At 67.2% G+C, this 24879-nt stretch carries 24 protein-coding genes; 17 read left to right on the top strand and 7 right to left on the bottom strand.

The genetic code is table 11. The features are described from left to right. The first annotated feature begins 12 nt into the window (after window positions 1-12). The 9 genes from AC5JDC_RS07415 to AC5JDC_RS07375 all read left to right on the top strand — a co-directional run bounded on the left by AC5JDC_RS07415 (window position 13) and on the right by AC5JDC_RS07375 (window position 10473). Window positions 13-894, top strand: coding sequence for a branched-chain amino acid ABC transporter permease (locus AC5JDC_RS07415; protein WP_495840480.1), 882 nt, complete (start codon window positions 13-15; stop codon window positions 892-894). A gap of 3 nt (window positions 895-897) precedes the next feature. Continuing rightward, window positions 898-1965, top strand: a complete 1068-nt coding sequence (locus tag AC5JDC_RS07410) for a branched-chain amino acid ABC transporter permease (protein ID WP_495840478.1) — start codon at window positions 898-900, stop codon at window positions 1963-1965. 103 nt (window positions 1966-2068) lie between these two features. Continuing rightward, window positions 2069-3412, top strand: a complete 1344-nt coding sequence (locus tag AC5JDC_RS07405; RefSeq protein ID WP_495840476.1) for an ABC transporter substrate-binding protein — start codon at window positions 2069-2071, stop codon at window positions 3410-3412. Window positions 3413-3433: 21 nt separating this feature from the next. Next, the gene (locus tag AC5JDC_RS07400; RefSeq protein ID WP_495840474.1) at window positions 3434-4204 is read left to right on the top strand and encodes an ABC transporter ATP-binding protein; all 771 of its coding nucleotides are present in this window, start codon (window positions 3434-3436) and stop codon (window positions 4202-4204) included. 34 nt (window positions 4205-4238) lie between these two features. Continuing rightward, complete coding sequence (locus AC5JDC_RS07395) at window positions 4239-5471, top strand: acyl-CoA dehydrogenase family protein (RefSeq protein ID WP_495840472.1); 1233 nt, start codon at window positions 4239-4241, stop codon at window positions 5469-5471. Between the two features lie 212 nt (window positions 5472-5683). Next, window positions 5684-6856, top strand: a complete 1173-nt coding sequence (ssuD, locus tag AC5JDC_RS07390; protein WP_495840470.1) for an FMNH2-dependent alkanesulfonate monooxygenase — start codon at window positions 5684-5686, stop codon at window positions 6854-6856. Beyond that, the gene (locus AC5JDC_RS07385) at window positions 6856-8271 is read left to right on the top strand and encodes an FAD/NAD(P)-binding protein (RefSeq protein WP_495840468.1); all 1416 of its coding nucleotides are present in this window, start codon (window positions 6856-6858) and stop codon (window positions 8269-8271) included. Before ssuD ends, AC5JDC_RS07385 begins: the two co-directional genes overlap by 1 nt. A 149-nt stretch (window positions 8272-8420) precedes the next feature. Beyond that, window positions 8421-9440, top strand: coding sequence for a MotA/TolQ/ExbB proton channel family protein (locus tag AC5JDC_RS07380; RefSeq protein WP_106773695.1), 1020 nt, complete (start codon window positions 8421-8423; stop codon window positions 9438-9440). 1 nt (window position 9441) lies between these two features. Then, on the top strand, window positions 9442-10473 hold the full coding sequence (locus AC5JDC_RS07375; RefSeq protein WP_495840466.1) for a peptidoglycan -binding protein: 1032 nt from the start codon (window positions 9442-9444) through the stop codon (window positions 10471-10473). An 89-nt stretch (window positions 10474-10562) separates the two neighbouring features. On the opposite strand, the gene AC5JDC_RS07370 is transcribed toward AC5JDC_RS07375, so the two are convergent. The 3 genes from AC5JDC_RS07370 to AC5JDC_RS07360 form a co-directional block, all read right to left on the bottom strand. Next, a complete protein-coding gene (locus AC5JDC_RS07370; RefSeq protein WP_495840464.1) occupies window positions 10563-11030 on the bottom strand; it encodes an SRPBCC family protein in 468 nt (155 codons plus the stop codon). A gap of 80 nt (window positions 11031-11110) precedes the next feature. Next, window positions 11111-11473, bottom strand: coding sequence for a VOC family protein (locus tag AC5JDC_RS07365; RefSeq protein ID WP_495840462.1), 363 nt, complete (start codon window positions 11471-11473; stop codon window positions 11111-11113). A gap of 23 nt (window positions 11474-11496) precedes the next feature. Next, window positions 11497-11979 (bottom strand): SRPBCC domain-containing protein, encoded by a 483-nt coding sequence (locus AC5JDC_RS07360; RefSeq protein ID WP_495840460.1) that lies wholly within the window; start codon window positions 11977-11979, stop codon window positions 11497-11499. Between the two features lie 50 nt (window positions 11980-12029). Here AC5JDC_RS07360 and AC5JDC_RS07355 point away from each other — a divergent pair, with 50 nt between their 5' ends. Beyond that, a complete protein-coding gene (locus AC5JDC_RS07355) occupies window positions 12030-12368 on the top strand; it encodes an ArsR/SmtB family transcription factor (protein ID WP_495840458.1) in 339 nt (112 codons plus the stop codon). An 80-nt stretch (window positions 12369-12448) separates the two neighbouring features. Beyond that, on the top strand, window positions 12449-13429 hold the full coding sequence (locus tag AC5JDC_RS07350; RefSeq protein ID WP_495840456.1) for a glycerophosphodiester phosphodiesterase family protein: 981 nt from the start codon (window positions 12449-12451) through the stop codon (window positions 13427-13429). A gap of 3 nt (window positions 13430-13432) precedes the next feature. Here the strand turns inward: AC5JDC_RS07350 and AC5JDC_RS07345 are convergent, their stop codons facing one another. After that, a complete protein-coding gene (locus tag AC5JDC_RS07345) occupies window positions 13433-14242 on the bottom strand; it encodes an MBL fold metallo-hydrolase (RefSeq protein ID WP_495840454.1) in 810 nt (269 codons plus the stop codon). Window positions 14243-14540: 298 nt separating this feature from the next. Then, window positions 14541-15134, bottom strand: a complete 594-nt coding sequence (gene phaR / locus AC5JDC_RS07340) for a polyhydroxyalkanoate synthesis repressor PhaR (RefSeq protein ID WP_495840452.1) — start codon at window positions 15132-15134, stop codon at window positions 14541-14543. 265 nt (window positions 15135-15399) lie between these two features. On the opposite strand from phaR, the gene AC5JDC_RS07335 reads away from it, so the two are divergent. Beyond that, window positions 15400-16587: an acetyl-CoA C-acetyltransferase gene (locus AC5JDC_RS07335; protein WP_495840450.1), complete on the top strand. Its 1188-nt coding sequence runs from the start codon at window positions 15400-15402 to the stop codon at window positions 16585-16587. Window positions 16588-16709: 122 nt separating this feature from the next. Then, window positions 16710-17432 (top strand): acetoacetyl-CoA reductase, encoded by a 723-nt coding sequence (gene phbB / locus AC5JDC_RS07330; RefSeq protein ID WP_495840448.1) that lies wholly within the window; start codon window positions 16710-16712, stop codon window positions 17430-17432. Between the two features lie 34 nt (window positions 17433-17466). Here the strand turns inward: phbB and AC5JDC_RS07325 are convergent, their stop codons facing one another. Both AC5JDC_RS07325 and AC5JDC_RS07320 read right to left on the bottom strand, forming a co-directional pair. After that, the gene (locus AC5JDC_RS07325; RefSeq protein ID WP_106773685.1) at window positions 17467-17832 is read right to left on the bottom strand and encodes a cell division protein ZapA; all 366 of its coding nucleotides are present in this window, start codon (window positions 17830-17832) and stop codon (window positions 17467-17469) included. A 6-nt stretch (window positions 17833-17838) separates the two neighbouring features. Continuing rightward, window positions 17839-18111, bottom strand: a complete 273-nt coding sequence (locus tag AC5JDC_RS07320; RefSeq protein ID WP_106773684.1) for a DUF4164 domain-containing protein — start codon at window positions 18109-18111, stop codon at window positions 17839-17841. A gap of 258 nt (window positions 18112-18369) precedes the next feature. On the opposite strand from AC5JDC_RS07320, the gene tkt reads away from it, so the two are divergent. From tkt to AC5JDC_RS07300, 4 genes are all read left to right on the top strand, one after another. Continuing rightward, window positions 18370-20364 (top strand): transketolase, encoded by a 1995-nt coding sequence (tkt, locus tag AC5JDC_RS07315; RefSeq protein WP_495840445.1) that lies wholly within the window; start codon window positions 18370-18372, stop codon window positions 20362-20364. A 176-nt stretch (window positions 20365-20540) separates the two neighbouring features. Next, window positions 20541-21551: a type I glyceraldehyde-3-phosphate dehydrogenase gene (gene gap, locus AC5JDC_RS07310; RefSeq protein ID WP_495840443.1), complete on the top strand. Its 1011-nt coding sequence runs from the start codon at window positions 20541-20543 to the stop codon at window positions 21549-21551. A 149-nt stretch (window positions 21552-21700) separates the two neighbouring features. Continuing rightward, window positions 21701-23551 (top strand): potassium/proton antiporter, encoded by a 1851-nt coding sequence (locus tag AC5JDC_RS07305; RefSeq protein ID WP_495840441.1) that lies wholly within the window; start codon window positions 21701-21703, stop codon window positions 23549-23551. 104 nt (window positions 23552-23655) lie between these two features. After that, window positions 23656-24855 (top strand): phosphoglycerate kinase, encoded by a 1200-nt coding sequence (locus tag AC5JDC_RS07300; protein WP_495840439.1) that lies wholly within the window; start codon window positions 23656-23658, stop codon window positions 24853-24855. Window positions 24856-24879: the final 24 nt, after the last annotated feature.

Below are 24879 nucleotides of genomic sequence, written 5' to 3'. Positions count from 1 at the left end.
GGACAAGCGGCCATGGCCTTCTTTCTCGAAACGCTGATCGCCGGCCTGTTCGCCGGCCTGATGTACGGGCTCGTCGCGATCGGCTTCGTGCTGATCTACAAGGCGTCGGGAGTATTCAACTTCGCGCAGGGGGCGATGGTCTTCCTGGCGGCGCTCGTCTTCGTCTCGCTGGTCGAGCGCGGCATCCCGTTCTGGGGCGCCTTCGCCCTGACCGCGCTGCTGATGGCGATCGTCGCGGTCGCCGTCGAGGCGCTGGTGCTCAGGCCGCTGCGCAACCGCGATCCGCTGACGCTGTTCATGGCAACCCTCGGCCTGTCCTTCGTCATCGACGGGACCGCGCAGTTCTTCCTCGGCACCGACGTGCACATGCTCGACCTCGGCATCAACGACATCGCCCAGGACTATGGCGGCATCCTCGTCAGCCGCTTCGACATCGTCGCGTCGCTGATCGTCATCGGTCTGGTCGCGGTGCTGGCCGCCGTCTTCAGCAAGACGCGCATGGGCATCTCGCTGCGCGCGGTCGCCGACGACACGCTCGCCGCGCAGTCGATCGGCATCCGCCTACCGGTTATCTGGCGCATCGTCTGGAGCGTCGCCGGCTTCGTGGCGCTGGTGGCGGGCCTGCTGTGGGGCGCGCGCCAGGGCGTGCAGTTCTCGCTGTCGCTGGTGACGCTCAAGGCCCTGCCGGTGCTGATCATCGGCGGTTTTTCCTCCATCCCCGGCGCGATCGTCGGCGGCCTGATCGTCGGCGCCAGCGAGGCGCTGGCCGACATCTACCTCGGTCCGATCGTCAACGGCAGCGTGTCGACCTGGTTCGCCTACATCCTCGCCGTCGCCTTCCTCCTCATCCGTCCGGCCGGCCTGTTCGGCGACCGCGAAATCGAAAGGGTCTGATCCATGGCCTCGATACAGGACAGCGCACCGGACGTCGCGCGCGTGGCGCCGGCCGTCTCCACCCCGGCGCTCATGCGCCTGGCGCTCGTCGCGACCGGTCTCGTGGTCGCCTTCGGCGTCGTCCCCGCCTATGCCACCGACTACTGGCTGAGCTCGATCATCATCCCCACCATCGTCATGGGGCTGGCTGGCATCTCGCTCAACCTGCTCCAGGGCTATGCGGGGCTGGTTTCGCTCGGCTCGGCCGCCTTCATGTCCGTCGGCGTGTTCTCGGCCTACAATCTGATCCTGCGCGCGCCGGACCTGCCGCTGCCGGTGGTGTTCGTGCTTGCCGGCCTCATCGCGGCTGCCGTCGGCGTCGTGTTCGGCCTGCCCGCGCTCAGGATCAAGGGCTTCTATCTCGCCGCCTCGACGCTCGGCGCGCAGTTCTTCTTTCAGTGGCTGTTCACCAACTATCCCTGGTTCTCCAACAACAGCCAATCCCTGACGATCTCGGCGCCCCGGCTCGAATTCCTCGGCTACGACCTCCAGTCCCCGCACGGCCGCTACCTGCTCGTCGTGAGCGTGACCGCATTGCTGATCGGGCTCGCCTTCCTCGTCGTGCGCAGCCGCCTCGGCCGCGAATGGATGGCGATCCGCGACATGGAGACCGCCGCGTCGGTTCTCGGCATCCGCGTCGCGCGCCGCAAGCTGCAGGCCTACGCCGTCTCCTCCTTCTTCCTCGGCATAACAGGCGTGCTGTGGGGTTTCGCCTATCTCGGTACCGCCGACGCGCACACCTACAATCTCGACAAGTCGTTCCAGATCCTCTTCATCGTGCTGATCGGCGGCACGGCGACGATCTTCGGCAACTTCCTCGGCGCGGCCTTCATCGTGCTGACGCCGATCGTGCTCGACCATCTCGTGCTGGCGTCCAACGTCGCCTACCTCAGCGACCAGGGCGCCATCACCAACCTGCAGCGCGTCATCTTCGGCGCGATCATCATCTTCATCCTGATCAAGGAACCCGACGGGCTCTCAGCCTGGATACGGCGGGGCGTGGAAGCCATCCGGGGGCGGCTGGCAAGCTAGGCTCCGCGCTCCCGCGCGGACCGGGCGTGGCGCCGGGCCCGTTCGCGCGCAGGCCCACAGACCCGGCACCGATCACCCCAGCGACCAATCAAGGAACCGCTAAATGTCCCTACTCTCGAGAACGATCGCCCTGGCGGCGGGGGCCGTATTGTCGGCTGCCGTCTTCTCCGGGCCGGCGATGGCGCAGGACGGCGCCGGCCAGCAGCTCTATCCGCTGTTCACCTACCGCACCGGCCCCTATGCCCCGTCCTTCATCCCGTTCGGCGCCGGCAACATCGACTATCTGCGCTACGTCAACGAGGTCGAGGGCGGCGTCAACGGCGTCAAGATCCTGATCCAGGAGTGCGAGACCGCCTATACGATCGAGCGCGGCATCGAGTGCTACGAGCGCTACAAGAACGGCTTCAACGGTGCGCTGACCGCCGCGATCTACCCGCATTCGAGCGGCCTGGACGTCGCGCTCACCGACAAGGCGCGCCTCGACAAGGTGCCGATCGTCAGCCCCGGCGGCGGCCAGAACATCGCCACCGACGGCCGCGTCTTCCCGTATCAGTTCCCGCTGATCTTCGACTACTGGAGCGAGGCCGAGATCATCGTCGACTACATCGCCGGGCAGGTCGGCGGCCATGACAAGCTGAAGGGCGTGAAGATCGCCACGCTCTACCACGACTCCGGCTACGGCCGCGACACGATCGAGCCGCTGGCGATCCTGTCGAAGAGGTACGGCTTCGAGGACATCCAGATCCCGGTGCCGCATCCGGGCGAGCAGCAGCAGGCGCAGTGGCAGCAGATCCGCCGCGCCGGCGCCGACTGGGTGTTCCTGCGCGGCTGGGGCGTGATGACGCCGGTCGCGATCAAGACGGCGGCGCGCGTCGGCTTCCCGGTCGACCGCATCATCGGCGACATCTGGAGCGGCTCGGAAGACGATGCCCGCCCGGCGGGCGCGGCGGCCAACGGCTACCTCGCGGTGTCGGTCTTCCCGCCCGGCACCGACTACGGCATCATCAGGAAGCTGAAGGAGCACATCGTCGACGCCGGCAAGTCCGACCTCAAGGACAACAGCAAGTTCGGCACCGTCTACTACAATTACGGCGTCATCGAAGCGATCACCTTCGTCGAGGCGCTGCGCACCGGCCAGGCCAGGTTCGGCAACCGCCCGCTCACCGCCGAGGAAGGCCAGTGGGCGCTCGAGAACCTGAACATCGACGACAAGCGCATCGCCGAACTCGGCGCGGAAGGCCTGATCAGCCCGCTCAAGACCTCGATCGACAACCATAAGGGCGAGCAGGTCGCAGCCAAGATCATCCAGTGGAACGGCGAGTCCTGGAACACGCTGACCGATTGGCTGAAGGCCGATCCGACCCTGTTCGCGGACGTGATCAAGGCCAAGGCGGCCGCCTACGCGGCCGAGAAGGGCATCACGCCCCGCGTCGACGCGAGCAACTGAACCGCGAGGGATCGAACGGCCATGACCGCTGAGAAGCCAGGCTTCCTCGAAGTCCGCAACGTGGAAGCGCTCTATGGTCAGGCGATCCTGGCCGTGCGGGACATCTCGCTCAAGGTCGAGGAGGGCAGCATCGTCGCCCTCCTCGGCGCCAACGGTGCCGGCAAGACCACGACGCTGAAGGCGATATCCAACCTGCTCGGCCCCGCCCGCGGACGCGTCAGCAAGGGCGACATCCGGTGGCGGGGCGAAGACGTCGGCGACCTCTCGGCCTCGCGCCTCGTCACCCGCGGGATCGTGCAGGTGCTGGAAGGCCGCCACGTCTTCCCGCAGTTGACCGTCGAGGAGAACGTGCTTGCCGGCGCCTTCGCGCGCCGGCCGTCTCGCTCCGCGCTGAACGAAAGCCTGGAACAGATCTATGCCTGGTTCCCGCGGCTGAAGCAGAAGCGCCGGACCAAGGCCGGGCTGACCTCCGGCGGCGAGCAGCAGATGGTGGCAATCGGTCGGGCGCTGATGACGAAGCCGAAGCTGGTGCTGCTCGACGAGCCGTCGATGGGTCTGGCGCCGATCATCGTGCAGGAGATCTTCGAGATCATCCGCACCCTCAACACGCAGTCGGGCGTCAGCTTCCTGCTGGCCGAGCAGAATGCCAATCTCGCGCTGAAATACGCCGACCACGGCTACATCCTGGAGATGGGCAAGGTCGCGCTTTCGGGCACCGCGGAGGAACTGCGCGCCCGCGACGACGTGCACGATTTCTACCTCGGCGGAGCGAAGTCGAACGTCGTCCACTGAACGAACTCACCAGCATTCATAGGAAGAGGATACCATGTCTCAGATCGACCTCGCCTGGGGCGAAGGACCGAGCGCGCGCTACGAAAGCCTCGCGGACCGGTTCCGTCCGCTGTTCGCCGAGATCGCCGCGGGAGCGATCGACCGCGAGCTTCGTCGCGGCCTGCCGGTGGAAGAGATCGGCAGGCTGAAGCAGGCGGGCCTCGGGGCACTCCGCGTGCCGCAGGTCGAAGGCGGCTTCGGCGCCACCATTCCCGAGCTTCTCAACATCCTTGTCGAGCTGTCGGAAGCCGATTCCAACATCACCCAGGCGCTGCGCGGCCATTTCGGCTTCGTCGAGGACGTCGTCAGCAAGACCGAGGGGCCGGACCGCAGGCGCTGGACCGAACGGATCGCGCGCGGCGAGATCGCCGGCAATGCCTGGACCGAAATCGGCAATGCCAGTCAGGAGGCCTTCTCCACCCGCATCCACGAGAAGGACGGCAGGCTGCTGCTGGAGGGCACGAAGTACTACACCACCGGCTCGCTGTTCGCCGACTGGATCGATGTCGGCGCAACCGGGCTGGACGGCAAGGGCATCGCCGTGCAGGTGCGCCGCGACGACCCGGCCGTCAACGTGATCGACGACTGGGACGGTTTCGGGCAAGTCCTCACCGCCAGCGGCACGACCACCTTCAGCGGCGCCGTGGTCGATCCCGGCGATGTCGTGGTCGACGACGACAAGTTCCGCTACGGAGCGGCCTTCTACCAGGCCGTCCATCTGGCGACGCTGGCCGGCATCGGCCGGGCGATCACCACCGAGACGGCGGCGCAGGTGGCGAAGCGGACACGCACCTATACGAACGCGGCCGGCCCGCGCTCGAGCCAGGACCCGCAGGTCCTGCAGGTCGTCGGCCGCATCCGCAGCAACGCCTACGCCGCCGGCGCAATCGTGCTGCAGGTCGGGCGTGCCATCGAGCGCGCCTTCCAGGCGCATTTCGCCGGGGACGCGGAGGCGGAGGAGCGTGCCAACGCGCTCGCGGAGCTGGAGACCTCGCAGGCGCTGAACATCGTCACCGATCTGATCCTGGAATCCGCCACCATCGCCTTCGACACGCTCGGCGCGTCGGCGACGCGCAAGCCGCTGGCGCTCGATCGGCACTGGCGCAACGCGCGCACGCTGTCGTCGCACAATCCGCGCATCTACAAGGACCGCATCGTCGGCGACTACGCCGTCAACGGCACGCCGCCGCCCTATCAATGGCGCATCGGCGTCGCCAAGGCGGGCTGAGCTGGAAAACAGAGCCGCGCAGCCGGGACGAGCCGGCATCGTCCCGGCTGCGCCGGCATCGCCTTGACCCCACTCTCCGGCCTCCACGCCGGAGAGAAAAGTCGTCATTTTCTACCTGATTTATGGAATTGATATTTTTTGCCTTCTGGAAGTCCCCGGGCGACGGTTAGTGTGCGCCGGAATAGGCGCCCGGCGCGCATGCGGAGACTCCTGTGAGTACAGACGTTCCAGAACGTATCAAAGTCCTGTGGTTCCTGCCCACCCATGGCGACAGCCGCTATCTCGGGACGTCCGAAGGCGGCCGGGCCGTCGACCTGCCATACCTCACCCAGATCGCGCAGGCGGCGGATTCGCTTGGCTATTACGGCGCCTTGCTGCCGACGGGCCGCAGTTGCGAGGATAGCTGGGTGATCGCGTCCGCGCTGGCTCCCCTGACGAAGCGCCTGCGCTTCCTCGTGGCGGTGCGCCCCGGCCTGCAGTCGCCAACGCTCGCGGCGCGCATGACCGCGACGCTCGACCGCATCTCCGAGGGCCGGCTGCTGATCAACGTCGTCACCGGCGGCGATCCGCAGGAGAACAAGGGCGACGGCATCTTCCTCAGCCATGCCGAGCGATACGAAGTGACGCGCGAGTTCCTCGACATCTACAAGGCGGTGCTGCGCGGCGAGACCGTGGAGCATATCGGCAAGCACTTCCGCATCGAGGACGGCAGGCTGCTCTTTGCGCCGCACCAGACGCCGCACCCGCCCCTCTATTTCGGCGGCTCCTCCCCGGAGGCCAACGACGTCGCGGCCGAGCAGATCGACAAGTACCTGACCTGGGGCGAGCCGCCGGCCGACGTGGCGCGCAAGCTCGAAACGGTGCGGGAGCTGGCGGAGAAGAAGGGACGCAATGTCTCCTTCGGCATCCGCCTGCACGTGATCGTGCGCGAGACCAACGAAGCCGCATGGGCCGCGGCCGACGCACTCATCAGCCGCCTCGACGACGCGACGATCGCCTCCGCCCAGGCGGTGTTCGCCCGCATGGATTCCGTCGGCCAGGCACGCATGAGCCGCCTGCATGGCGGGCGCCGCGACAAGCTCGAAGTCTCGCCGAACCTGTGGGCCGGGGTCGGCCTGGTGCGCGGCGGCGCCGGCACGGCGCTGGTCGGCGATCCGGATACGGTTGCCGAGCGGATCGACGAATATCGCCGGATCGGCATCGACACCTTCATCCTGTCGGGCTACCCGCATCTGGAAGAGGCCTATCGCTTCGGCGAACTCGTCCTGCCGACCCTGCCGCTCGATCATCCGATCCCGCAACGCGGCAATTCGGTGAACACCGGGCCGTTCGGCGAGACCATCGCGGGAGACCACCGGCCGGCGAAGAGGGTCGGCGCAAGCTGATGGCTCCTGCAGAGCAGGTCCCGACCGTCGTCATCGTCGGCGGCGGCTATACCGGAGCCGCCGTCGCATTTCACCTCGCAAGAGCGTTTGCCGCCGGTGCGCCGCGCATCCTGGTCGTCGAGCCGCGCGGCCGGCTTGGCGGCGGGCTGGCCTATTCGACGCACGACCCGGTGCACAGGATCAACGTGCCGGCCGGCCGGATGAGCCTCTTTTCCGACGAACCGTCGCATTTCGTGGACTGGCTCGCGGCGACCCACGCACTTGCGGACGATCCGGAGGCAATCACGGGCGAAGGCCTTGCCTACCCGCGCCGCCGCATCTTCGGCCGCTATGTCGCCGAACAGCTCGACCCGATGCTGGCGAGCGGCGCCATCGCCCATGTCCGGGACGAGGTGGTGTCGATCGACAAGCGGCCGGGGCGCTTCCAACTGACCCTCGCACATGGGGCGGACATCTCCGCCGATATCCTCGTGTTGGCGACAAGCCATCCGGCCCCCGCAGTTCCCCGGCCTCTGCGGCAACTGGCCGGACTGCCGGGCTTCGTCGCCGATATCCATGGCAGTGGCGGCCTCGGATCGATCGCTCCGGACGACCGTGTATTGCTGATCGGCAACGGGCTGACGGCCGCCGACGCCATCGCGTCGCTGGATTCGGCGGGCCATCGCGGCCGCATCCTGGCGCTTTCGCGCCGCGGCCTGCGCTCGCGCGGCCACGCCGTGACGCCGGCGGAGCCACGCGGCGACTTTTCCAGCCTGCCGGCGCGCACCGCACTCGCATTGCTGCGCAGGATCCGCCGCGAGGTGGCGGCGGCCGCCGGCGAGGGCATCACCTGGCACGCCGTCTTCGACGCGTTGCGCGAGCAGGCGCCGGCGATCTGGTCGGCACTCGCCCAGGCCGAGAGGGTGCGGCTGGTGCGCCATCTGCGCGTCTTCTGGGACGTGCACCGCTACCGCGCCGCGCCGCAGGTCGTCGCCGTGGCCGATCGCCGTATCGCCGGGGGCACGCTGACCGTGGCGGCGGGCCGGCTGCTGTCCGCGACGCGGCACGGCAAGGGCTTCGACATCGGCTACAGGCTGCGCGGCGCGTCATCGGCGGAGCACGGACGTTTCGACCGCATCGTCGTGACCACCGGGCCGGACCACGGCACGATCACCGACAGCAATCCCGCGATTGCGAGCCTGGCGGCGCAAGGCCATGTCCGCGTCGATGCATTGCGGCTCGGCCTGGACGTATCCGGGTCAGCCCGCGCCATCGACAGGCACGGCCGAGAGATCCCCAACCTGTTCGTCGCGGGTCCGCTGGCACGCGCAACCGTCGGAGAACTCATGGGTCTGCCGCAGGTGACCCGGCACGCCGAGCGCGTTGCCGCCGAGGTCGCGCGGATGGCGGCCGCCTCCATTCGGCGCGCCGGATAGCGATTGCCGACCGGCGGCCGAACCCGGCGGCTCGCTGCAGGCAGAAAGACGGCCCTCCCCGGCATTCCTTGCCCGGCGTGCCTTCCATTTTCGTCACATTTCCGTTTAGAGTCCCGCGCGACAGGAAGCGGGCAGGAATCGGGCACGGAATGACGTTCTTGAAGAATTTCCGGACTGGCGAGGCGGCGGAAGGATACGACCCCTACAAGCTGTCCAGCCCCCGGATGGCCCTGCTGTCCATGGTGATCTTCCTGGCGATCGTCGCCTTCATCGCGGCGATCCTGGCCCGGCAGATCGGTTCCGCCTTCGCCTCCAATCCCGGTCTCAATGGCCTCATCGCCGGCGTTCTTCTCGTCGGCATCCTGCTCGCCTTCGGCCAGGTCGTCCGGCTCTTCCGCGAGATCCAGTGGGTCAATTCCTTCCGCGCCGGCTCCGAGACCAGCGAGCCGGTGCTGCTGGCGCCGATGAAGGCGCTGCTCGGCCGCTCGTCCTCGATGGCGCTGTCGACGAGCTCGATGCGAACCATGCTGGACTCGATCGCCAACCGTCTCGACGAGAGCCGCGACGTGTCGCGCTACCTGGTCGGCCTGCTCGTCTTCCTCGGCCTGCTCGGCACCTTCTGGGGCCTGCTCGAGACGATCGGCTCGATTAGCGACACCATCCAGTCGCTCGATCCGGGCACGGGCGATGCCGCCGCCGTGCTCGACGCCCTCAAGTCCGGCCTGTCGGCGCCGCTGTCGGGCATGGGCACGGCCTTCTCCTCCTCGCTGTTCGGTCTCTCCGGCTCGCTCATCCTCGGCTTCCTCGACCTGCAGGCGGGCCGCGCGCAGACGCGCTTCTACACCGAGCTGGAGAACTGGCTGTCCTCGGTGACCGACCTCTCCTCCGACATCGCCGGCGTGCCCGACCCGGCGCGCGCCGGCACGGCCGACGAGCTCAAGGCTCTCGGCGAGCGGCTGCGCGCGCTGCAGGAGAACGGCGGCGCCAATCCGCGCGTCGCCACCGCCATGGCCAACCTCGCCGACGGCATTTCCGGCCTGGTCAAGAACATGCGCAGCGAGCAGCAGATCATGCGCGACTGGGTGGAAGCGCAGTCGCAGGAGCAGAAGGCGCTGCGCGCCACGCTGGACAAGATCGCCGAGGCGCTGAAGAACCGGGAGTTGAACTGACATGGCGCTGGCGCGGAGCCGCCGCGGCGACCGCCGCATCGACTACTGGCCGGGCTTCGTCGACGCGCTGTCGACGCTGCTGCTCGCCATCATGTTCCTGCTGTCGGTGTTCGTGCTGGCGCAGTTCCTGCTCAGCCGCGAGATCTCCGGCAAGGACGAGGTGCTCAGCCGCCTCAACTCGCAGATCAACGAGCTCACGCAACTGCTGGCTCTGGAGCAGTCGAACGCCCAGGACGCCGAGGACCAGCTGCTCAACCTGCGCGCCTCGCTGGACGTCGCCGAATCCGAGCGATCGCGCCTGCAGCAGCTGCTCGACCGCGGCGCCGGCGCGGGTGCCGCCGCCGACGCGCGCATCGGCACGCTGTCCGGCGAGCTGGATCAGCAGCGCCAGATCAGCCAGCAGGCGCTTTCGCAGGTCGAATTGCTCAATCAGCAGATCGCCGCCCTGCGCAAGCAGATCGGCGCGCTCGAATCGGCGCTCGACGTCTCCGAGCAGCGCGACCGCGAATCCAACACCAAGATCGCCGATCTCGGCCGGCGGCTGAACGTCGCGCTCGCCCAGCGCGTGCAGGAGCTTAACCGTTACCGCTCGGACTTCTTCGGCCGCCTGCGCGAGATTCTTTCGGACCGGGAAAACATCCGCATCGTCGGCGACCGCTTCGTCTTCCAGTCGGAAGTGCTGTTCCCGGTCGGCTCCGACGTGATCAACGAGGCCGGCCGCGTCGAGATGGCCAAGCTCGCCCAGGCGCTGATCGAGCTGCAGAAGGAGATCCCGCCGGAGATCAACTGGGTGCTGCGCGTCGACGGCCACACCGACAACCGGCCGCTGTCCGGCACCGGCCGCTACCGCGACAACTGGGAGCTGTCGTCGGCGCGTGCCACCTCGGTGGTGAAATTCCTGATCGCCGACGGCGTGCCGGCCAACCGCCTCGTCGCCGCCGGCTTCGGCGAATACCAGCCGCTCGAGGAAGGCGACAGCGACGAGGCGCGCAACCGCAACCGCCGCATCGAGCTCAAGCTGACGGAGCGATAAGGGCGCGATCGCCGTCTTTCGCAGCTCGGCCCGGACCATGCTGCTGATCCGCGGAGAGGGCTTTCGGCGGCAACCCGACGATAGATAGATCACTCTTTCGGCAGTCCGTCGGGATAACGATCCCTGATCAGTTCCAGCGCCAGCCCGTGCTCCAGCCAGGCCTTGGCCCCGGCGAGCACCAGCGTGAACCCTTCGGTGGAGCCGATCGCCTGCCCGGCCCGGCTTTCGGCGTCCCCGGCAAAGCCCCAGTTGCGGACGCCGACGAATGTCGTGCTGTCGGGCCGCGGGTCGAACCGCCACTCAACCGTAGTCGCCGGCTCGCCCCATCGCATCAGGATCTTCTCGTTCGCAACCAACTCGTCGACGACAACGTCGGTCGAAACGCCGTACATCGCCCAGTCCCAGCGGACCGGCCCGCCGCTGTCGAGCCGGCCGCTGCCGTGGGTGAACCAGAATTTCGTCGTGATCGCCGGATCGACGAAGGCTGCGAAGACCGTTTCGACGGGCCTGCGGATCAGCATCTCGGCGACCGCGACTGGCGTGTTTTCCGATTTCATCTCTTCCTCCATCCCGTGGTGTCGGCGACCCGGCAGGGGCCGGTCCGGCGGTTCTCCCATCTGGCGTCCCGAGGGACGCCTCACCAGGCGTCGGGTTGGCGCACCATGTGGACGATGTTGGCCGGGTTCATGATCCAGCCGCCGCGAAACCCTTCACCGAGCGGCTCGATCGCATCACAGCGCACGACGCCTGCCGCCTCGAAATGATCGAGGGCGCCCTTGTGGTCGTCGGTGAACAGCTCCAGCCACAGCTCGGCCTGGCTCATGGTCGGGTCCTCGTCGATCCACAGCCGGTTCGGGCCGAGCTCGAAGCCGATGGCGGGCTCCTTCGCGGTAAACGGCTTCAGGCCGACCACGTCGCGGTAGAAGCGGATGGTCGCCTCGTATTGATGGCTGGGCACCTTCATGGCGATGTTGATGCCGCCGGTGATCGTCGCGGTCATGATGTCCTCCTGACGGCCGATGCTCAGATGTTGTGTTCGCGCGCCGGCTCGCCCCGCATCTCCGAGCGGTAGTAGCCCTCGCGCAAATTGATACCGTATTCGAGATAGGCCTTCATGCAGCACAGCATCTGCGTCCAGCCCTCGCAGTTGAGGTATGACTTGCTGCGCCCGTTCTCATCCTCGACCCAGCCGGATTCGGCAATGGTGACCATGGTGGACCGGTCGTCGAGCGCATCGAACTTCATCTCGATGCGCGTCTTGTACGACGGTGCGCCGGCCGGTACGCCGGCGTCCCAGCGCAGCACGATGCGCTCCTCCGGCATGATCTCGTCGACCTCGACCGGGATGTCGCCCCACCAGGTGACGGTGGTGCCTTCCACCAGCGGCGCGCTGGCGCCGCCGATCGTGGTGAAATAGCCGCTGAGCTTCCTGGGGTTGACGACGGCGTCGAAGACCTCGTCGACGGGCTTGGCGATGCGGCCGGATATCTTGAATCCGAGTGACATATCCACAGCTCCTTCTTGTCTGACGGCATAATATGTTATAGATTTATAACATGTCAAGCGAAGTCAAGGACGACAGCGTTTTCAAGGCTTTGGCCAATGCCACGCGACGCGGCCTGCTCGACCGGCTGAAAGAGGCGCCGCAGACGACGGGCATGCTGTGCGAGGCGCTGCCGGAGCTCGACCGCTGCACCGTGATGCAGCACCTGAACGTGCTGGAGGAGGCGGGCCTGATCGTCGTCCGGCGCGACGGCCGCGAGCGCTGGAACCATCTCGACGCGCTGCCGATCAAGCGCATCCACGACCGCTGGATCAGCGGCTATGCCGGGCACGCGCTGTCGATCCTCGACCGGCTGAAGGGCGACATGGAAGGACCGCCGTCCGGGACGTGAACGGCTTCAACGTCCAGTTGCCGTCAAATCGCCGGGTTTTGCCGCTCCAGCCATTGCGCCGAGAGGAGACCGATTCCGCAATGAAGCGCTGGACCATCGCCGCCCTGACCCTCTGCGCCGCCGCCGGCGCGCTGTGGCTGGGCAATACGTCGCTGCTGTCCGGCCGGCCGCCGGGAAAGCCGATGGTGCTCGCGCATCGCGGCCTGGCCCAGGACTACGATCGCGCCGGTCTCGACGCCGAGACCTGCACGGCGGCAAGGATGCTGCCCCCGCGCCACGCCTTCCTGGAGAACACCATCCCTTCCATGGAAGCGGCGTTCGCGCTCGGCGCCGACGTATTGGAGCTCGATGTCCATCCAACCACGGACGGGCAGTTCGCCGTCTTCCACGACTGGACGCTGGACTGCCGGACGGAGGGAACCGGGGCCACCCGCGATCACGACATGGCGACGCTGAAGACGCTGGACATCGGCTACGGCTATACCGCCGACGGCGGCGTCACCTTCCCCTTCCGCGGCAAGGGTATCGGTCTGATGCCGTCGCTCGCCGAGGTGCTGGAGCGTTTTCCGGACCGCCGCTTCCACGTCAACGTGAAGAGCAACGATCCGGCGGAGGGCGGGAAGCTGGCCGCTTTCCTCGGAACGCTTTCGCCGGAGAGCCGTGCACGATTGACCGTCTATGGTGGCGACGAGCCGGTCGATGCGGTGAAGCAGGCTCTGCCAGACATGCGCGTCTTCAGCCGGCGATCGTTGAAAGCCTGCGTCCTGCGCTATGCCGCGCTCGGCTGGAGCGGCACCGTGCCGGAAGCCTGCCGCGGCACGACGCTGCTCGTCCCCGTCAACGTCGCGCCCTGGCTGTGGGGCTGGCCGAATCGCTTCCTCGACCGCATGGATGCGGCCGATACCCGCGTCTTCCTGCTCGGCCCCTATTCCGGCGGTTTTTCCCAGGGCCTGGACGCGCCGACCGCAATCGAAACGCTACCCGCCGGCTATTCCGGCGGCATCTCCACCGACGCGCTCGATATCGTCACGCCGGCGATAAAGGCCAGATCCGGCGGGTGACGGTTACACGCCGTCCAGGATCACGATGGTCGGCCGGTCGGGCAGGCTGCGCAGCGACACCGTGAGCGAGCGGCTGTTGCGGAAATCGACGGCGAAGGCGTCGCCCATCATGCCGAGGAATTCCGCCATCGGCGTCGAGTGGCGGTGCATCGGCAGCACGATCGACGATTGCAGCCGCGTGGTGATCTCGCTCATGCCGGTGAGCGACTGGGTCATGCCGCCGTCGATCGGCACCATCACGACATCGAGCCGGCCGATCGCGCCGTATTGGGCGTCGCTGAGCCGCGTATGCAGATGGCCGAGATGGCCGATGCAGAGGTCGGCGACCTCGAAGATGAAGATGGAATTGCCGTCGCGCTCGAGCTCGCCGCCCCAGTTGCGGATGTCGGTGGTGACGTTGCGGATGTAAACGTCGTCGACCACCTCGGCGTGGCGCGCCGGCCCGCCGGCCGGGTTCCAGCCGCGCAATACGTGCTCGATCGCCGGGTCCGGATCGTCGGTATAGTGGGTGCGGTGCGCCTTGTTCATGGTGGCGACGCGCGGCGGCGGGCTGCCGCCATAGACGCCGCTGAAATCGGTGGCGATGCGCACGCCGGCCGGCGTGTCGATCAGATAGGTCGAATGCCCGGCATAGGTGATGGCGACCTCGCCCTCGCCGGCGGCCTGGGCCGGCGTGAAGCTGGCATAGGTGACTTTTGGCAGGGCCTGCGCGATCGCCATGCATTTGCTCGGCACCGGCCCGTCCTCCTGCGCCGAGGCGGCGGGAGCCATGAACAGGAGCAGGCAGAGCGCGGCAAACAGGCGAACGGGCATGGCGGGCGGGCCTCGAAGGACGCTGCGCCGCACTATGCGGGCAATCCCCCGCCCTTGGCCATCGCTCGCGCTGCCGGTTTCCTGGCGGAAGCGATCAAACCTTCGCGAGCGCGCTACCGACCCGGCGCCGACGTGGGGCGGCGACATTCGTGCCGGCGGAGCAGGATTTCTGCTTGCATCACCTTTGGAGTGGCACCGCTTTCCCGCCGAAACAGAGCAATATTCTTTTAGCTCAGCTCAAGCGTCAACCGGACGAACAGTCTCGATTCATCACCGGAAGGCCTAGAAAATCAGCCGCTCAGCTCAGCGAGTCGATCTTGCGCTGCATGGCGGCGATCTGCTCCTTGAGTTCCGAAAGGTCGTCCGCCTTTCCCTGCTCCTTCTTCGGCGGCTCCGGCGTCGCGGCCGGGATCCCGCCGGGCAAGGCCGTGAACATCTTCATGGCGTTCTGGAACAGCTCCATGTTGCGGCGCGTCTGCTCCTCCAGCGCCTTCATCGGCGCCATCTTCATCATGTCCATCGGCGTCTTGCCGAGGCTCGACTTGAGCTGCTCGCGAAAACGTTCCTGCTCCTTGGCGAAGGCGCTCATCGACTGCTCCAGGAAGCTCGGCACGATCATCTGCATCTGGTCGCCATAGAAGGCGATGAGCTGGCGCAGGAACGGGATGGGCAGCATGTTCTGCCCGTCCTTGTTCTCCAGCTCGAAGATGATCTGGGTCAGCACCGGGTGGGTGATGTCCTCGCCGGTCTTGGCGTCCTGGACCGTGAAGTCCTCGTTGCGCTTGACCATGCCGGCCAGGTCTTCCAGCGTCACATAGGTGCTGGTGCCCGTATTGTAGAGGCGCCGGTTCGCATACTTCTTGATGACGACAGGGGCGTCCTTCGCGGCCATCAGCATCCTCCCCGGGAAGCACCGCCGCAGCGTAAGCGGCCGGTAACGATTTGGCGTCCGGTCAGGATATGCGCAAAGCCGTCGTAATTCCAAGCGGTTTGTGCGGTGCGGGATTCATTGCGTGGCGGTGCGGCAGAAAATTGCTGCGCAGCATGGGTGCAGCATGCGGCGGAGGCTCGGGCGAGCCGCCATTTTCCGGTTTGACTCCCCGTCCGGGGCGGGCCAGAACTGGTGAAAACCCGATAAAAACCCGACGGAGAAACAAATGTCTGCAGCCAACGCCATCGTCGTCGCCAGCGCGGCCCGCACCCCTGTCGGATCGTTCAGCGGCTCCTTCGCGGCGACGCCGGCGCATGAGCTCGGCGCCGTGGTGATCCGCGAGCTGCTGGCGCGCGCCGGCGTCGAAGCGGCGGAAGTCGACGAGGTGATCCTCGGCCAGGTGCTGACCGCCGCCCAGGGCCAGAACCCGGCCCGGCAGGCCTCGATCAACGCCGGCCTGCCGAAGGAGACGACCGCCTGGGGCCTGAACCAGGTGTGCGGCTCCGGCCTGCGCGCCATCGCCATCGGCATGCAGCAGATCGCCGCCGGCGACGCCAAGATCGTGGTTGCCGGCGGCCAGGAGTCGATGTCGCTGTCCACGCATGCGCAGCACCTGCGCGCCGGCGTGAAGATGGGCGACTACAAGATGATCGACACCATGATCAAGGACGGGCTGTGGGACGCCTTCAACGGCTATCACATGGGCGTCACCGCCGAGAACGTCGCAAAACAGTTCCAGATCACCCGCGACATGCAGGACCAGTTCGCGCTGGCCTCGCAGAACAAGGCCGAGGCGGCGCAGAAGGGCGGAAAGTTCAAGGACGAGATCGTCGCCGTCACGGTGCCCGGCAGGAAGGGCGACACGATAGTCGACGCCGACGAATACATCCGCCACGGCGCGACGCTGGACGCCATGCAGAAGCTGAGGCCCGCCTTCGACAAGGAAGGCACGGTGACCGCCGCCAACGCCTCCGGCATCAATGACGGCGCCGCCGGCGCGCTGCTGATGAGCGAGGCCGAGGCCGCCCGCCGCGGCCTCACCCCGCTTGTCCGCATCGTCTCCTGGGCGACCGCCGGCGTCGATCCGGCCGTCATGGGCACGGGGCCGATCCCCGCCTCGCAGAAGGCGCTGGAGAAGGCCGGCTGGAAGGTCGACGATCTCGACCTGGTCGAGGCCAACGAGGCCTTCGCCGCGCAGGCCTGCGCGGTCAACAAGGGCATGGGCTGGAACCCCGACATCGTCAACGTCAACGGCGGGGCCATCGCCATCGGCCACCCGATCGGCGCGTCCGGCGCGCGCGTGTTCAATACGCTGGTGTTCGAGATGCGCCGCCGCGGCGCCAGAAAGGGTCTTGCGACGCTGTGCATCGGCGGCGGCATGGGCGTGGCGATGTGCGTCGAGGCGATGAACTAAAAAGGCGAATAGCCAATAGGGAGTAGCGAATAGGGGAGGACGAGCGACGCGAGCGGGACAAATCCCAATTCGCTATTCGCTACCCGCTCTTCGCTCCTCCGACCAAAGGGAGGAGAAGAATCATGGCTCGTACAGCACTGGTCACCGGCGGTTCGCGCGGCATTGGGGCGGCCATCTCGATCGCTCTCAAGAACGCCGGCTATCAGGTCGCCGCCAACTATGCCGGCAATGACGAGGCGGCGCAAAAGTTCACCGCCGAGACCGGCATCAAGACGTATAAATGGTCGGTCGCCGACTACGACGCCTGCGTCGCCGGCATCGGCCAGGTCGAGGCCGATCTCGGGCCGGTCGACGTGCTGGTCAACAATGCCGGCATCACCCGCGACGCCATGTTCCACAGGATGACGCTGCAGCAGTGGCGCGAGGTCGTCGACACCAACCTCAACGGCGCCTTCAACATGACGCATCCGCTGTGGACCGGCATGCGCGACCGCAAGTTCGGCCGCATCATCACCATCTCCTCGATCAACGGCCAGAAGGGCCAGATGGGCCAGGCCAACTACTCGGCGTCCAAGGCCGGCGACATCGGCTTCACCAAGGCGCTCGCGCAGGAGGGCGCCCGCGCCGGCATCACCGTCAACGTCATCTGCCCCGGCTATATCGGCACCGACATGGTGATGGCGGTGCCGGAGAAGGTGCGGGAATCGATCGTCGCGCAAATCCCGGTCGGGCGCCTCGGCAAGCCGGACGAGATCGCGCGCTGCGTCGTCTTCCTCGCCTCCGACGAGGCCGGCTTCATCACCGGCTCGACGCTGACGGCCAATGGCGGGCAGTATATCGTGTAGCGTGCCGCGTCGCTCCGGGCAGCCGGAGCGACCGCTACTCCTTCCGCGCGGCCAGCTTCTCCGCCAGCACTTCCATGCGCTGGGCCAGTCCGGCGAGCGCGCCGGTGAGCGCCGCGTCGTTCTTGTCGGCCTTCATCAGCGCGTCGTCGCGGGTCTTGCGCAAGGTGAGTATCTCGCTCTCCATGCCCTTCACGCGCTTCTGCAGCTCGGTCAGCTCGTCCATGACCATGATGCCGGACATGACGGTGAGGCGCTGGTCGCCGATCTCGCCGAACGAATCCTTCAGATGGGAGACGTAGCGGTCGAAGCGCTGGGCAAGGTCGAGAAGGTGTTCCTCCTGGCCCTCGTCACAGGCCATTCGATAGGTCTTGCCGTCGATCGTGACCGTAACCTGAGCCATCCCAACCTATCTGTCGAGCACCGCGCGGATCGTCTCCATCGCCGTGACGAGGCGCCGCGACACCTCCTTGTTGGCCTCCTCCAGCCGTTCGGCGCGGGCCTCCGAAATGTCGAGCTCCTGCGCCAGCCGGCTGCGATCGGCGTTCATGCGCTGCACTTCCGCTTCGGCTTCCGAATAATCCTGCTCGTGCTCCAGCCGCGACGCGGCGGCATGTTCGAGCGTGTCCATCGCCTTGCCGAGGCGGATGATGACTTCCCTCAGCGTCGTTTCCCCGGTCATGGTACCCGTCTAAACTCCGCCAACTCCCGAATCACCGACGGATTAGAACCATTTATTCGGGAAAGATTAGGCCCTGTGCGAACAGGCCGTCAACAAAGCCGTCCGGCCTTTCCCCCGCAATCGCCCCGAGGGTCCGAAAAGCCGTTCGCGGCGGCGTTCCGGCCATGCTTTTGTTGACTCGGAGCCGGCGCCTGCTATGTGTCCCGCTGCCTCTTCCGGGGCAGCGCCTTCCTCCCCCACGTCACGAGCGAGCACGCCATGAGCAACCGCGAAAAGCACGACCGGATGGCCAATGCGATCCGTTTCCTGTCGATGGACGCCGTCGAGAAGGCGAACTCCGGACATCCCGGCCTGCCGATGGGCTGTGCGGACATCGCCACCGTGCTGTTCACGCGTTTCCTCAAATACGATCCGAAGAAGCCGCACTGGGCCGACCGCGACCGCTTCGTGCTGTCGGCCGGCCACGGCTCCATGCTGCTCTACTCGCTGCTCTATCTGACCGGCTACGAAGACATCACCATCGATGAGATCAAGAACTTCCGCCAACTCGGCTCGAAGACCGCCGGCCATCCGGAATACGGCCACGCCGCCGGCATCGAGACGACGACCGGCCCGCTCGGCCAGGGCCTCGGCAATTCGGTAGGCATGGCGCTGGCGGAGCGCATCCTCAACGCCCAGTTCGGCGACGGCCTGGTCGACCACTATACGTATGTGATCGCCGGCGACGGCTGCCTGATGGAAGGCATCAGCCAAGAGGCGCTGACGCTGGCCGGGCACCTGAAGCTCAACAAGCTGATCGTCTTCTGGGACGACAACAACATCTCCATCGACGGCGCGGTGTCGCTGGCCGACTCCACCGACCAGGCCGCCCGCTTCGCCGCCAGCGGCTGGAACACGCTCGCCTGCGACGGCCACGATGCCGACGAGATCGCCCGCTGCATCGAGCTCGCGCAGAAATCCGACCGCCCGACCCTGATCGCCTGCAAGACGACCATCGGCTTCGGCGCGCCGACCAAGGCCGGCACCAAGGCCGCGCACGGCTCGCCGCTCGGCAAGGACGAGATCGCCGCCACCCGTAAGGCACTCGGCTGGACGGCGGCGCCGTTCGAGGTGCCTTCCGACATCCTCGACGCATGGCGGCTCGCCGGACTCAATTCGGCGAAGAAGCGCCCGGAATGGGAGAAGCGGCTCGCCGAGACCGGCGCCGAGACCCGCGCGGAATTCGAGCGGCGCATGCGCGGCGACCTGCCGGTCGGCTTCGACGACGCCATCCTCGAATACAAGAGGAAGCTCGCCGCCGACAAGCCGAAGGTCGCCACCCGCAAGTCGAGCGAGATGGCGCTGGAGGTGATCAACGGCGTCGTGCCGGAAACCATCGGCGGCTCGGCCGACCTCACCGGCTCCAACAACACCAAGACCACGCAGACCAACGCCATCTCCGCCGGCAAGTACGGCAACCGTTATGTCCACTACGGCATCCGCGAGCACGGCATGGCCGCCGCCATGAACGGCATGGCGCTGCATGGCGGCGTCATTCCATATGGCGGCACCTTCCTGTGCTTCTCCGACTATGCGCGCCCGTCGATGCGGCTGGCGTCGCTGATGGGCATCCGCTCGATCTTCGTGATGACGCACGACTCGATCGGGCTCGGCGAGGACGGGCCCACCCACCAGCCGGTGGAGCATCTGGCGGCACTCAGGGCGATCCCCAATCATCTCGTCTTCCGCCCGGCCGACGCGACAGAGGCGGCAGAATGCTGGCAGATCGCGCTGGAGAGCACCAAGGCCCCGTCGACGCTGGCACTGACCCGCCAGAACCTGCCCGCCGTGCGCACCGACTTCGCCGACGAGAACCTGTGCCGCCTCGGCGCTTACGAACTCGCCACCGCCGACGGCGAGGCCGAGGTGACGATCTTCGCCACCGGCTCGGAGGTGGAGATCGCGCTTGGCGCGCGTGCCGAGCTGCAGAAGCGTGGTCATCCGACCCGCGTCGTCTCGGTGCCGTGCTTCGAGCTGTTCGAAGGGCAGAGCGCGGCCTACCAGGCGGCATTGATCGGCACCGCGCCGGTCAAGGTGGCGATCGAGGCCGGCATCCGGCTCAGCTGGGACCGCTTCATCGGCCTGGACGGCATCTTCATCGGCATGCACGGCTTCGGTGCGTCCGGCTCGATCGAGCAGCTCTATCCGCATTTCGGCATCACAGCCGAGGCCACGGTCAAGGTCGTCGAGGCCAGGCTGAGCACCAAGGGCTGAGCGCGCCGCCGGCGGTTTGACGCGGCTATCCCTGCTCGAACCGAGCCGGAGCCGTCAGGTAGTGGCTGCAGCTAATCGATTTAAACGGATGCGTTTGCCCGCTGGATTCTTGCCGCATCCGCCGCTATGAAGCGGCGGACGCGTTTTCCGCTCTCCCTTGCTCCCAGGAGGATCTCATGCCCGTCAGAGTCGCCATCAACGGATTTGGCCGCATCGGCCGCAACATCGTGCGCGCCATCTACGAGTCCGGCCGCAAGGACATCGACGTCGTCGCCGTCAATGACCTCGGTCCGGTCGAGACCAATGCTCACCTGCTGCGCTACGACAGCGTGCACGGCCGCTTCCCGCACGACGTGAAGGTCGACGGCGACACCATCAACATCGGCTCCGACAAGTTCAGGGTCACCGCCATCAAGGATCCGTCGCAGCTTCCCTGGAAGGAGCTCGGCATCGACATCGCGCTCGAATGCACCGGCATCTTCACCTCCAAGGAGAAGGCCTCCGCCCACCTCACCGCCGGCGCCAAGCGCGTCATCGTCTCGGCGCCCGCCGACGGCGCCGACATCACGGTCGTCTACGGCATCAATCACGACCAGCTGAGCAAGGATCACGTCGTGATCTCGAACGGCTCCTGCACCACCAACTGCCTGGCGCCGATGGCGCAGGTCGTGCACGAGCTGGTCGGTCTCGAGAAGGGAATGATGACCACCATCCATTCCTATACCGGCGACCAGCCGACGCTCGACACCATGCACAAGGATCTCTACCGCGCCCGCGCCGCGGCGCTGTCGCAGATCCCGACCTCGACGGGTGCTGCCAAGGCCATCGGCCTGGTCCTGCCGGAGCTCAAGGGCAAGCTGGACGGCATCTCGATCCGCGTGCCGACCCCGAACGTATCGCTGGTCGACCTGAAATTCATCGCCAAGCGCGCGACGACGGTGCAGGAGGTCAACGACGCGCTGATCGCCGCCTCCGACGGCAGGCTCAAGGGCGTGATGACCTACACCAACCATCCGCTGGTGTCGTCCGACCTCAACCACGATCCGCATTCGGCGACCATCCTGCTCGACCAGACCAAGGTGATGGACGGCAACTTCGTCAACATCCTCGGCTGGTACGACAACGAGTGGGGCTTCTCCAACCGCATGGCCGACGTTACCGCGGCCTTCGCCAAGACGATCGGCTAAGCCCCGGCACTTTCTGCTCAATTCTCGACGCCCGGCTTCGGCCGGGCGTTCTGCTTTTGCGCGCCGGCAAACGCGATTTGCTTGCCTTGCGCCTTGTCTTCGCCGCACTCTCAATGGAACGACGGAGTGCGGTTTGGGAACGAGGCTGCATGGATCAGGCAATCTATCTCGCGACGCTGGTCGGGACGGCCCTGGTGGTGGCCGCGGCGTTTTCGAGCCTGATCGCCTTCCGCTTCGGCGCCCCGCTGCTGCTGCTGTTCCTGGCGATCGGGCTCGCCACCGGCGAGGACGGGCTGGGCATCCAGTTCGACAATGCGCAGCTCGCCTATTTCGCCGGCTCGCTGGCGCTTGCCGTGATCCTGTTCGATTCCGGCTTCGGCACGCCGATCAAGATATTCCGCCAGGCTGCCGGCCCGGCCTTGACGCTTGCAACGCTCGGCGTCGGGCTGACGACGCTGCTGTTCGGAGTCGCGGCCGTCTATCTCACCAGCCTGACCTGGCTGGAATCCTTCCTGCTGGGCGCCGCGGTCGCTTCCACCGACGCCGCCGCGGTGTTCTTCCTGCTGCGCGCCGGCAACATCAACCTGCGCGACCGCGTGCGCGCCACGCTGGAGGTCGAGTCCGGCACCAACGACCCGATCGCCATCTTCCTGACGATCACCCTGGTCGAGGTGATCGCCCTCGGCGCCGATCCGGACGCCGAGCTGATCCTGCTCGACCTGGCGCTCGGCTTCGTCAGCCACATGGTGCTCGGCGCCGTGGTCGGCCTGCTCGGGGGCTTCGGCATCGTGCGGCTGGTCGACCGCCTGAACCTAGACAGCGGTCTCCTGCCCATCTTCGTCCTGACCCTGTCGCTGATGGTCTTCGCGGCGGCCGGCGCCATCGGAGGCTCGGGTTTCCTCGCCGTCTATCTCGCCGGCCTGGTCGCCGGCAATTCCGACATCCGCGCAGTCTCGGTGCTGCGCCGCTTCCAGGACGGCGTGTCGTGGCTGGCGCAGATCATCATGTTCCTGGTGCTCGGCCTGTTCGCGACGCCGTCGCAGTTCGTGCCCATCCTGCCGGCGGCGATCGTGCTCGGCTTGATCCTGATCTTCGTGGCGCGGCCGATCGCGGTCTGGCTCTGCCTCATTCCCTACAGCCTGCCGCGCCAGGAGACGGCCTTCATCTCCTGGGTCGGGCTGCGCGGCGCCGTCTCGATCCTGCTCGCCATCACGCCGATCCTCGGCGGCCTCGAGCATGGCCGGATGATCTTCAACGTCGCCTTCATCGTGGTGCTGGTGTCGCTGGTCGTACAGGGCTGGACGGTCGGACCGCTGGCGCGTTTCCTCGGCCTCATCGTGCCGGCGCGTCTGGGGCCGCTGCAGAAGGTCGAGCTGGAGCTCCCGGGCTCGGCCCATCACGAGCTGCTCGCCTATACGGTGGTGGCCGGCAGCCCGGTGCTGCGCGGCCAGCGCATCCCGCGCTGGGCGCGGCCGTCGCTGGTCGTGCGCGAAGGACGCTCGATCAAGTTCCAGGATGCCGGCCGGCTGATGGCCGGCGACCATGTCTACATCTTCGTGCCGGACCGCTACCCGCGCCTGCTCGACCGGCTGTTCGCCAGCCGCACCGAAGTCGACCCCGAGGACGAGGACTTTTTCGGCGCTTTCGCCGTCGATCCGGCGCGCCCGGCCTCCGACCTCGAAGCCGCCTACGAAGCCAAGCTCGGCGAAGACGAGCGGGCGCTGCCGATCAGCGCGCTGATGGACGCCAGGCTCGGCGGCCATGCCGAATATGCCGACCGCGTCAATCTCGGCCCGATCGAGCTGATCGTGCGCGACGTCGACGAGAAGGGGCGCATCGTCAGCGTCGGCGTGGCGCTGGAGCCGGCACCGCCGCAGCCGGCCATCCCCGCCTTCCTGGGCGCCGCCGAGATCCGCGACCGGCTGCGCGACGTCCTGCGGCGCCGGCTGGAGAAACGGTCGGCATCGCGCAAGGAGCCGGAAGATACCGCCGCTGGGTAGCGGCGGTCCGCCATGCCGGCGCCGCGACCATCACGCCGCCGCTTGCATCGCCGGCCCGGCACGGTAAAGCACTAAGCAAGGACCATCCTCTGGAGACGCTGCCCATGACCGCCTTCAAGACCCTCGACGATATCGCCGACGTGAAGGGCAAGCGCGTGCTGGTGCGCGTCGACCTGAACGTGCCGGTCGCCGACGGCAAGGTCACCGACGCGACCCGCATCGAGCGCGTGGCGCCGACCATCACCGAACTCGCCGGCAAGGGCGCCAAGGTGATCCTGCTCGCGCATTTCGGCCGGCCGAAGGATGGGCCGACGCCTGAATTCTCGCTGGAGCCGATCGCCCATGCCACCGCCGCGGTGATCGGCCGGCCGGTCGGCTTCGCCGCCGACTGCATCGGCGAGAAGGCCGCTTCGGCGGTGTCGGCGATGAAGGACGGCGACATTTTGCTGCTCGAGAACACCCGCTTCCACAAGGGCGAGGAGAAGAACGACAGGGCCTTCGCCGAGGCGCTGGCGAAAAACGGCGACCTCTACGTCAACGACGCGTTTTCCGCCGCCCACCGGGCGCATGCCTCGACCGAGGGGCTGGCCCATCTGCTGCCGGCCTATGCGGGCCGCACCATGCAGGCCGAACTCGACGCGCTTGAGGCCGGGCTCGGCAATCCGAAGCGGCCGGTGGTGGCGATCGTCGGCGGTGCCAAGGTGTCGACCAAGATCGATCTCCTGATGAACCTGGTGAAGAAGGTGGACGCGCTGGTGATCGGCGGCGGCATGGCCAACACCTTCCTGGCCGCGCGCGGCACCGCCGTCGGCAAGTCGCTCGCCGAGCACGACCTCGCCGACACCGCCAAGCAGATCATGATCGAGGCGGCGACCGCCGGCTGCGCCATCATCCTGCCGTCCGACGGCGTGGTGGCGCGGGAGTTCAAGGCGGGCGCCGCCAGTGAGGTGGTCGCGGTGGAATCGATCCCCGCCACCGGCATGATCCTCGACGTCGGCCCGAAGACGGTCGAGAAGGTTGAGGAGTGGATCGACCGTGCCGCCACGCTGGTGTGGAACGGGCCGCTCGGCGCCTTCGAGATCGAACCCTTCGACAAGGCCACCGTCGCGGCCGCGAAGGCCGCCGCCGCGGAAACCAGAGCCGGCAAGCTGGTCTCGGTCGCCGGCGGCGGCGACACCGTGGCGGCGCTCAACCATGCCGGGGTCGCCGACGACTTCACCTATGTCTCGACCGCCGGCGGCGCCTTCCTGGAGTGGATGGAAGGCAAGCCGCTGCCCGGCGTCGAGGTGCTGAAGAAGGGGTGACGCCGCGCCCCCCTTGTGCGTTTG

Source organism: Kumtagia sp. (genome assembly GCF_059502445.1).
The sequence above is the reverse complement of the archived record's forward strand: the minus strand, read 5'-3'. Positions and strand labels throughout refer to the sequence as shown.

Coding starts and splice junctions, on each gene's coding strand:
- AC5JDC_RS07410 (WP_495840478.1), top strand. CDS start 898: ATGGCCTCGATACAGGACAGCGCACCGGACGTCGCGCGCGTGGCGCCG.
- AC5JDC_RS07365 (WP_495840462.1), bottom strand. CDS start 11,473: ATGACCGCGACGATCACCGGCGGCATCAACATCGCCATGAAGGTGCCC.
- AC5JDC_RS07305 (WP_495840441.1), top strand. CDS start 21,701: ATGGATCAGGCAATCTATCTCGCGACGCTGGTCGGGACGGCCCTGGTG.
- phaR (WP_495840452.1), bottom strand. CDS start 15,134: ATGGCCGCGAAGGACGCCCCTGTCGTCATCAAGAAGTATGCGAACCGG.
- AC5JDC_RS07385 (WP_495840468.1), top strand. CDS start 6,856: ATGGCTCCTGCAGAGCAGGTCCCGACCGTCGTCATCGTCGGCGGCGGC.
- AC5JDC_RS07320 (WP_106773684.1), bottom strand. CDS start 18,111: ATGACCGGGGAAACGACGCTGAGGGAAGTCATCATCCGCCTCGGCAAG.
- AC5JDC_RS07345 (WP_495840454.1), bottom strand. CDS start 14,242: ATGCCCGTTCGCCTGTTTGCCGCGCTCTGCCTGCTCCTGTTCATGGCT.
- AC5JDC_RS07335 (WP_495840450.1), top strand. CDS start 15,400: ATGTCTGCAGCCAACGCCATCGTCGTCGCCAGCGCGGCCCGCACCCCT.
- AC5JDC_RS07380 (WP_106773695.1), top strand. CDS start 8,421: ATGACGTTCTTGAAGAATTTCCGGACTGGCGAGGCGGCGGAAGGATAC.
- AC5JDC_RS07355 (WP_495840458.1), top strand. CDS start 12,030: ATGTCAAGCGAAGTCAAGGACGACAGCGTTTTCAAGGCTTTGGCCAAT.
- AC5JDC_RS07350 (WP_495840456.1), top strand. CDS start 12,449: ATGAAGCGCTGGACCATCGCCGCCCTGACCCTCTGCGCCGCCGCCGGC.
- AC5JDC_RS07300 (WP_495840439.1), top strand. CDS start 23,656: ATGACCGCCTTCAAGACCCTCGACGATATCGCCGACGTGAAGGGCAAG.
- AC5JDC_RS07325 (WP_106773685.1), bottom strand. CDS start 17,832: ATGGCTCAGGTTACGGTCACGATCGACGGCAAGACCTATCGAATGGCC.
- phbB (WP_495840448.1), top strand. CDS start 16,710: ATGGCTCGTACAGCACTGGTCACCGGCGGTTCGCGCGGCATTGGGGCG.
- AC5JDC_RS07370 (WP_495840464.1), bottom strand. CDS start 11,030: ATGAAATCGGAAAACACGCCAGTCGCGGTCGCCGAGATGCTGATCCGC.
- AC5JDC_RS07375 (WP_495840466.1), top strand. CDS start 9,442: ATGGCGCTGGCGCGGAGCCGCCGCGGCGACCGCCGCATCGACTACTGG.
- AC5JDC_RS07405 (WP_495840476.1), top strand. CDS start 2,069: ATGTCCCTACTCTCGAGAACGATCGCCCTGGCGGCGGGGGCCGTATTG.
- AC5JDC_RS07400 (WP_495840474.1), top strand. CDS start 3,434: ATGACCGCTGAGAAGCCAGGCTTCCTCGAAGTCCGCAACGTGGAAGCG.
- AC5JDC_RS07415 (WP_495840480.1), top strand. CDS start 13: ATGGCCTTCTTTCTCGAAACGCTGATCGCCGGCCTGTTCGCCGGCCTG.
- AC5JDC_RS07360 (WP_495840460.1), bottom strand. CDS start 11,979: ATGTCACTCGGATTCAAGATATCCGGCCGCATCGCCAAGCCCGTCGAC.
- tkt (WP_495840445.1), top strand. CDS start 18,370: ATGAGCAACCGCGAAAAGCACGACCGGATGGCCAATGCGATCCGTTTC.
- AC5JDC_RS07395 (WP_495840472.1), top strand. CDS start 4,239: ATGTCTCAGATCGACCTCGCCTGGGGCGAAGGACCGAGCGCGCGCTAC.
- gap (WP_495840443.1), top strand. CDS start 20,541: ATGCCCGTCAGAGTCGCCATCAACGGATTTGGCCGCATCGGCCGCAAC.